Raw genomic sequence first — 6,856 nt, 5'->3', positions numbered from 1 at the left:
GAAGCGTTCCTCAAGGCGTTCCGGGTCGTAGAGCACCTGCTTGCGCTGTTCGAGATCGTCGGTGCTGCGCGCCAGCTTCGCGTCGCTTCGCCCGAGGTAGGAAAACCGCATGTAGCCGAAAATGTCGGATTCCATCATGCACCTTGAAATACGTTGTGGCGCCTCCGCCTTTAGCGGGTTTGCGGGCAGGACGCCACGGCCTCGAACCGCTTGAATCCCGGCCCGCGGACGGCTATGGACAACCCTTCAGGCGCATCCGCGATTCGCGGCTGCCCTGTTCCTGTCCGAGACGGAGGGCCGGCGCGTGAACGCCGCTAAGTCCTTCCCGAGATGGAAGTCGAGATTTTTCCGCAAAGGTTCCACCTTTGGGGCGCTCTCGGGTCCATCGCCCAAGGACCCGCCCCGGCCGCCCAGTGTGGCCGGGACAAGTGAGCCGGGGGGAAACCCCCAACGTGGAGTGAACCGTGGATAGAGCCCAAAAAGAACAGGTGGTCGAGGAACTCGGCCAGATCTTTGAAAGCTCTGGCGTCGTGGTGGTTGCCCGCTACGAGGGGATGACGGTTGCCGAGATGCAGACCCTGCGCGCGCAGATGCGCGAGGCCGGGGGTGCTGTCCGCGTTGCCAAGAACAGGCTCGCCAAGATCGCCCTGGAAGGGAAGCCGGCGGCTTCGATCGCCGATTACCTGACGGGCATGACCGTGCTCGCCTTTTCCGACGACCCCGTGGCTGCGGCCAAGGTCGCGGATGCCTATGCCAAGACGAACGACAAGTTCGTCATCCTTGGCGGGGCGATGGGCGAGAACGCTCTGGACCCGGCCGGTGTGAAGACCGTCGCCCAGATGCCGTCGCGCGAGGAGCTCATCGCTTCGATCGTGGCCGCCATCGGTGCGCCTGCGTCCAACATCGCCGGTGCGATCGGTGCACCTGCCAGCAACATCGCGGGCATCCTGTCCACGCTCGAAGAGCGTGAGGCTGCCTGAGGCAATCCCGTCCCGTCTGGCGGCATGAGCCCCGACGTTGGAACAACCTGACTGGAAAGAACGGAAAAATGGCTGATCTGAAGCAACTCGCCGAACAAATCGTCAACCTGACCCTGCTGGAAGCGCAGGAACTGAAGACGATCCTGAAGGACGAATACGGCATCGAGCCCGCCGCCGGCGGCGCGGTCATGATGGCCGGCCCGGCTGGCGCCGCCGCCCCCGCCGAAGAAGAAAAGACCGAATTCGACGTCGTCCTGACCGACGCCGGCGCCAACAAGATCAACGTGATCAAGGAAGTGCGCGCGATCACCGGTCTGGGCCTGAAGGAAGCCAAGGACCTGGTGGAAGCCGGCGGCAAGGTCAAGGAAGGCGCGGCCAAGGCCGACGCCGAGGAAATGAAGAAGAAGCTCGAAGCGGCTGGCGCCAAGGTCGAGCTGAAGTAATCCGCCCCTCGCGGATGCTGAAGGATTGGGCAGGGTCCGGGATTTCCCGGTCCCTGCCGAACCCGTCTTGAAGGACGCTTGCGGCGACCCCACATGGGGTCACTCCGAGTTTCCTTCAGGGCGAGTTCGCGGTTCGGGAGCCGTGCGGTGGGACGCATGGCACGAATGGGGCCGCACCCCCTGATGTTCGCAAGCCGCCGGTTCGGGCCCCGACGAACCGGCGTGCGATGACGAAAGGCGATTACCTTCCATGGCGCAATCCTACGTCGGCCAGAAGCGCATCCGGCGCTCTTACGGCAACATCCGCGAAGTGCTGGAGATGCCGAACCTCATCGAGGTTCAGAAATCCTCCTACGACCTGTTCCTCGCATCCGGCGAGGGCGAGGGCCACAAGGACGGCGAGGGCATCCAGGGCGTCTTCCAGTCGGTCTTTCCGATCAAGGACTTCAACGAGACGGCCACGCTCGAATTTGTGAAATACGAGCTGGAAAAGCCGAAATACGACGTGGACGAATGCCAGCAGCGCGATATGACCTATGCCGCGCCGCTGAAGGTCACGCTGCGCCTGATCGTGTTCGACGTCGACGAGAACTCGGGCACCCGCGCGGTGAAGGACATCAAGGAACAGGATGTCTACATGGGCGACATGCCGCTCATGACCCAGAACGGCACGTTCATCGTGAACGGGACCGAGCGCGTCGTGGTCAGCCAGATGCACCGCTCTCCCGGCGTGTTCTTCGACCATGACCGCGGCAAGACTCATTCCTCGGGCAAGCTGCTGTTTGCCTGCCGGATCATTCCCTATCGCGGCTCATGGCTCGACTTCGAGTTCGACGCCAAGGACCTGGTCTTCGCGCGCATCGACCGCCGCCGGAAGCTGCCGGTGACGACGCTGCTTTACGCGCTGGGGATGGACCAGGACGCGATCATGTCCGCGTTCTACGACACCGTGGACTACAAGCTGCAGAAGGGCAGCCGCGCCGAGGCGGGCTCTTGGGTCACGCGCTTCTTCCCGGAACGGATGCGCGGCACCCGTCCCAGCTTTGACCTGGTGAATGCCGACACCGGCGAGGTCATCACCAAGGCCGGCGACAAGGTGACGCCCCGCCAGGTCAAGCAGCTGATCGAATCGGGCGAGGTCACGAACCTGCTGGTTCCGTTCGAGCGGATCGTCGGCCGCTTCATCGCGCGCGACATCATCAACGAGGACACCGGCCTGATCTATGCCGAGGCGGGGGACGAGATCACCGCCGAATACAGCAAGGACGGCACTGAACTGACCGGCGGGCTGCTCAAGGTGCTTCTGGACAACGGGATCACCGATGTTCCGGTTCTCGACATCGACCATGTCAACGTCGGCCCCTACATCCGCAACACCATGGCGGCCGACAAGAACATGAACCGCGACGGCGCGCTGATGGACATCTATCGCGTGATGCGTCCGGGCGAGCCCCCGACCGTCGAGGCGGCAAGCGCGCTGTTCAACAACCTGTTCTTCGACAGCGAACGCTATGACCTCTCCGCCGTGGGCCGGGTCAAGATGAACATGCGTCTCGACCTGGACGCGCCCGACACCCAGCGCACGCTGCGCCACGAGGACATCATCGCCTGTATCCGCGGGCTGGTGGAACTGCGCGACGGCAAGGGCGAGATCGACGACATCGACCACTTGGGCAACCGCCGGGTGCGTTCGGTCGGCGAGCTGATGGAGAACCAGTACCGCATCGGCCTGCTGCGCATGGAGCGCGCGATCCGCGAGCGGATGTCGGGCGTCGAGATCGACACCGTGATGCCGCAGGACCTGATCAACGCCAAGCCCGCCGCGGCCGCGGTGCGCGAGTTCTTCGGTTCCTCGCAGTTGTCGCAGTTCATGGACCAGACCAACCCGCTGTCGGAAGTGACGCACAAGCGCCGTCTCTCGGCGCTCGGGCCGGGCGGTCTGACGCGCGAGCGCGCGGGCTTCGAGGTGCGCGACGTTCACCCGACCCATTACGGCCGGATGTGCCCGATCGAGACGCCGGAAGGCCAGAACATCGGCCTCATCAACAGCCTCGCGACCTATGCCCGCGTGAACAAGTACGGCTTCATCGAGACCCCCTACCGCAAGGTGGTGGAGGGGCAGGTGACGGACGACGTGGTCTACATGTCGGCCACCGAGGAGATGCGCCACACTGTCGCCCAGGCCAATGCCACGCTGGATGAAGAAGGCCGGTTCGTCGATGAACTGGTCTCGACCCGCCAGGCGGGGGACTTCATGCTGAACCCGGTCGAGGCCGTCGATCTGATCGACGTCTCGCCCAAGCAGCTGGTGTCGGTCGCGGCGGCGCTGATCCCGTTCCTTGAGAACGACGACGCCAACCGTGCCCTGATGGGCTCGAACATGCAGCGTCAGGCCGTGCCCTTGCTGCGGGCCGAGGCGCCCTTCGTCGGCACCGGCATGGAAGCGACCGTCGCGCGCGACAGTGGCGCCGCCATCATGGCGCGGCGCGGGGGCGTGATCGACCAGGTGGACGCAAGCCGGATCGTCGTCCGGGCGACCGAGGGTCTCGGCGCGGGCGACGCAGGCGTGGACATCTATCGTCTGCGCAAGTTCAAGCGCTCGAACCAGTCCTCGACCATCAACCAGCGTCCGCTGGTCAAGGTGGGCGACCGGGTCAAGACCGGGCAGGTGATCGCCGACGGTCCCTCGACCGACCAGGGCGAACTCGCCATCGGCCGGAACGTGGTCGTCGCCTTCATGCCGTGGAACGGCTACAACTATGAGGACTCGATCCTGATTTCGGAACGGATCCACCGCGACGACGTGTTCACCTCGATCCACATCGACGAATACGAGGTGGCGGCGCGCGACACCAAGCTGGGGCCCGAGGAAATCACCCGCGACATCCCGAACGTCGGCGAGGAGGCGCTGCGCAACCTCGACGAGGCGGGCATCGTCTATATCGGCGCGGAAGTGGGTCCGGGCGACATCCTGGTGGGCAAGATCACGCCCAAGGGCGAAAGCCCGATGACGCCGGAAGAAAAGCTGCTGCGCGCCATCTTCGGTGAAAAGGCGTCGGACGTGCGGGACACCTCGCTGCGCCTGCCGCCGGGGGCTTACGGCACCATCGTCGAGGTGCGGGTCTTCAACCGCCACGGCGTGGACAAGGACGAACGTGCCCTGCAGATCGAGCGCGAGGAGATCGAGCGTCTCGCCCGCGACCGCGATGACGAGATGGCGATCCTCGAGCGCAACATCTACGCGCGCCTCAAGTCGCTGATCCTCGGCCAGACGGCGGTCAAGGGGCCGAAGGGCATCCGCGCCAACAGCGAGATCAACGAGGATCTGCTGGGCCAATTGTCGCGCGGCCAGTGGTTCCAGCTGGCGGTCGCCGACGAGGATACCGCCCGCGAGGTCGAAGCGCTGCAGGACCAGTTCAACCTTCAGAAAAAGGCGCTGGAAGCCCGCTTCGAGGACAAGGTCGAGAAGGTCCGGCAAGGCGACGACCTGCCCCCCGGCGTGATGAAGATGGTCAAGGTATTCGTCGCCGTGAAGCGCAAGCTGCAGGCCGGCGACAAGATGGCCGGCCGTCACGGCAACAAGGGCGTCGTGTCCAAGGTGGTCCCGATGGAGGACATGCCGTTCCTTGCGGACGGCACCCCCGTCGATCTGGTCTTCAACCCGCTGGGCGTGCCGAGCCGGATGAACGTGGGCCAGATCCTGGAAACCCACATGGGCTGGGCTGCGCGTGGTCTTGGCATCAAGATCGACGAGGCGCTGCAGGAATACCGGCGCAAGGGCGACATGGCGCCCGTCCGCGAGGCGATGCGGATCGGCTATGGCGACGACACCTATGAAGCCGAGTTCGGCGACATGGCCGACGACGACCTGGTCGAAAGCGCCGAGCAGGTGACGAACGGCGTGCCGGTCGCCACCCCGGTCTTCGACGGCGCCAAGGAGGCCGACATCGACGACGCGCTGCGCCGCGCGGGCTTCGACACCTCGGGACAGTCGGTGGTCTTCGACGGCCGCACGGGCGAACAGTTCACCCGTCCCGTCACGGTCGGCGTCAAGTATGTCCTGAAGCTGCATCACCTTGTCGACGACAAGATGCACGCGCGCTCGACCGGCCCCTACAGCCTGGTCACCCAGCAGCCGCTGGGCGGCAAGGCCCAGTTCGGCGGCCAGCGTCTTGGGGAAATGGAGGTCTGGGCGCTGGAAGCCTATGGCGCCGCCTACACCCTGCAGGAGATGCTGACGGTGAAGTCGGACGACGTGGCGGGCCGGACCAAGGTCTACGAGTCGATCGTCAAGGGCGAGGATAACTTCGAGGCCGGCGTGCCGGAATCCTTCAACGTGCTGGTCAAGGAGGTCCGGGGTCTGGGCCTCAACATGGAACTCCTGGATGCGGAGGACGGGGAATAACGGGGCGCGAGACCACGCACCCTACCGCCCGTAGGGTGCGTGGTTCCCACGCACCTTCCCCCATCCGCGCCACTCACAAGGTATTCAGATGAACCAGGAACTCTCCACCAATCCCTTCAACCCGATCGCCCCGGCGCGGCAGTTCGACGAGATCCGCATCTCGCTGGCCTCGCCCGAGGAAATCCTCGCCTGGTCCTTCGGCGAGGTGAAGAAGCCCGAAACCATCAACTACCGCACGTTCAAGCCCGAACGCGACGGTCTGTTCTGCGCGCGCATCTTCGGGCCGATCAAGGACTACGAATGCCTGTGCGGCAAGTACAAGCGCATGAAGTATCGCGGCCTTGTCTGCGAGAAATGCGGCGTGGAAGTCACGCTGCAGAAGGTGCGCCGCGAACGCATGGGCCATATCGAACTGGCCGCCCCGGTCGCGCATATCTGGTTCCTCAAGTCGCTGCCCTCGCGCATCGGCCTGATGCTGGACATGACGCTGCGCGATCTGGAACGCATCCTCTACTTTGAAAACTACGTCGTCATCGAGCCGGGTCTGACGGACCTCACCTATGGTCAGCTTCTGACCGAGGAAGAGTTCATGGACGCGCAGGACCAGTATGGCGTGGACGCCTTCACCGCCAACATCGGCGCGGAAGCGATCCGCGAGATGCTGTCGGCGATCGACCTGCAGGCCACGGCCGACCAGCTGCGCGAGGAACTGAAGGAAGCCACGGGCGAGCTGAAGCCGAAGAAGATCATCAAGCGGCTGAAGATCGTTGAATCCTTCCTCGAATCGGGCAACCGCCCCGAGTGGATGGTCATGACCGTGATCCCGGTCATTCCGCCGGAACTGCGCCCGCTGGTCCCGCTGGACGGCGGCCGCTTCGCCACGTCGGACCTCAACGACCTCTATCGGCGGGTCATCAACCGCAACAACCGCCTCAAGCGGCTGATCGAGCTGCGCGCCCCCGACATCATCGTGCGCAACGAAAAGCGGATGCTGCAGGAATCCGTGGACGCGCTGTTCGACAACGGCC

General features: G+C 64.6%; 4 protein-coding genes and 1 pseudogene. 4 read left to right on the top strand and 1 reads right to left on the bottom strand.

Annotation, left to right across the window (positions count from 1 at the left end):
• A partial coding sequence (locus tag Q4F04_RS16055) for a glycosyltransferase (protein WP_368660732.1) occupies positions 1–111 on the bottom strand: 111 nt, incomplete at its 3' end.
• Positions 112–464: 353 nt separating this feature from the next.
• On the opposite strand from Q4F04_RS16055, the gene rplJ reads away from it, so the two are divergent.
• From rplJ to Q4F04_RS14075, 4 genes and pseudogenes are all read left to right on the top strand, one after another.
• Positions 465–980: a 50S ribosomal protein L10 gene (gene rplJ / locus Q4F04_RS14090; RefSeq protein ID WP_303370438.1), complete on the top strand. Its 516-nt coding sequence runs from the start codon at positions 465–467 to the stop codon at positions 978–980.
• A 68-nt stretch (positions 981–1,048) separates the two neighbouring features.
• The gene (gene rplL, locus Q4F04_RS14085; protein ID WP_303370437.1) at positions 1,049–1,423 is read left to right on the top strand and encodes a 50S ribosomal protein L7/L12; all 375 of its coding nucleotides are present in this window, start codon (positions 1,049–1,051) and stop codon (positions 1,421–1,423) included.
• A 250-nt stretch (positions 1,424–1,673) separates the two neighbouring features.
• The gene (gene rpoB / locus Q4F04_RS14080) at positions 1,674–5,828 is read left to right on the top strand and encodes a DNA-directed RNA polymerase subunit beta (protein WP_303370436.1); all 4,155 of its coding nucleotides are present in this window, start codon (positions 1,674–1,676) and stop codon (positions 5,826–5,828) included.
• A gap of 88 nt (positions 5,829–5,916) precedes the next feature.
• Positions 5,917–6,856, top strand: a pseudogene (locus Q4F04_RS14075) (DNA-directed RNA polymerase subunit beta'); the annotation flags it as partial.

Source organism: Paracoccus sp. (in: a-proteobacteria), from assembly GCF_030536915.1.
Taxonomy (GTDB): Bacteria; Pseudomonadota; Alphaproteobacteria; order Rhodobacterales; family Rhodobacteraceae; genus Paracoccus.
This window is presented reverse-complemented; position numbering and strand designations above follow the sequence as displayed.

What these genes read in the sequence shown, in the direction of transcription:
- rplL (WP_303370437.1), top strand. Translation starts at nt 1,049, where the DNA reads ATGGCTGATCTGAAGCAACTCGCCGAACAAATCGTCAACCTGACCCTG.
- rpoB (WP_303370436.1), top strand. Translation starts at nt 1,674, where the DNA reads ATGGCGCAATCCTACGTCGGCCAGAAGCGCATCCGGCGCTCTTACGGC.